The organism is Acinetobacter sp. CFCC 11171, from assembly GCF_003268405.1.
GTDB classification, from domain to species: domain Bacteria; phylum Pseudomonadota; class Gammaproteobacteria; order Pseudomonadales; family Moraxellaceae; genus Acinetobacter; species Acinetobacter amyesii.
Genome location: NZ_LQXP01000091.1, coordinates 1 through 1,212, shown reverse-complemented (window position 1 = coordinate 1,212; position 1,212 = coordinate 1). Strand labels below are relative to the sequence as shown.

At 39.8% G+C, this 1,212-nt stretch carries 1 protein-coding gene; it reads right to left on the bottom strand.

What is annotated here, in order from left to right; translation table 11 throughout:
• Positions 1 to 118: 118 nt before the first annotated feature.
• Entirely contained in the window at positions 119 to 1,177 is a 1,059-nt protein-coding gene (locus AVJ20_RS17940) for a 2,3-butanediol dehydrogenase (protein WP_004281883.1), read from the bottom strand.
• Between the last annotated feature and the right edge of the window lie 35 nt (positions 1,178 to 1,212).

Sequence of the window (1,212 nt, the reverse complement as noted above, 5' to 3'; positions counted from 1 at the left end):
GTAAATTTGAGAATGAATCTGTACGTACAGACTCATTCCCTATCTATAAAGATATTAGAAATAGCTACATAGAGTTTATTTCTAGTTTATTCAAATTAGTCGTTCAAATTAGGCGTTACTACGGATGAACAATAATTTTTACAGCAGACTCATTATTATGAATCAATGTTTCAAAGCCTTTAGAAACAAGATCATCTAATGCAATCCGTTGGGTAATAAAAGGTTCTAGATTAATCTTACCTTGCTCAACCAAACGGATAGTTTCCTGATGATCATTTACATAAGCAATCGTGCCACGAATATCTAGCTCTTTCATCACCACACTATGCACATTAATTGTGGCAGGATGGCTCCAAATAGAAACGATAACGACTACACCAGTTGGTTTCATTGCTGCAACGAGTGTATCCATGACTTTATTGACACTACTACATTCAAAAGCGACATCTACACCGCGGTCTTCTGTAATTTTCATTACCTCAGCAACTACATCAACCTTAGATGGGTCTAGTACATAATCGGCAACACCCGCTTCTATCGCTTTTTCTTTACGTTTTGCACTCAGTTCAGTAATGATGACCGTGAGACCTTTAGCCTTTAAAATAGCAGATAAAAGTAAGCCTATTGGGCCTGCTCCACCAACCAGTGCGATATCGCCAGCTTTTGCGCCACTTCTGACATAGGCATGATGACCGACAGATAAAGGTTCTATCAATGCTGCTTGGTCTAAAGGAATATCATTTGAAATAGGATGTACCCAACGCCGCTGAACTGCAATTTTTTCAGAAAGACCACCACCGCGTCCGCCTAAACCAATAAAGTTCATATTTTTTGATAAATGATACTTATCATTGGGGCCAGTCGGCACATCGTCAGCAATGATGTAGGGTTCAACTACGACATGTTGCCCAATTTGGATATCATCTACACCCTCTCCAACTGCATAAACCACGCCTGAAAATTCATGTCCCATTGTTACAGGTGCAGATTCTCCCGAAATTGGGTGTGGGTGACCACAAGGTGGAATAAAAATAGGACCTTCCATGAATTCATGTAAATCTGTACCGCAAATACCACACCACGCAACTTGAATTCCAACTGTGCCTGGAAGTACTTTCGGTTCAGGGATATCTTCAATTCGAATATCCCCTCGGTCATAAAAACGAGCTGCTTTCATTTTATATTCCTTATATTGATGTTAACGGTAAACCA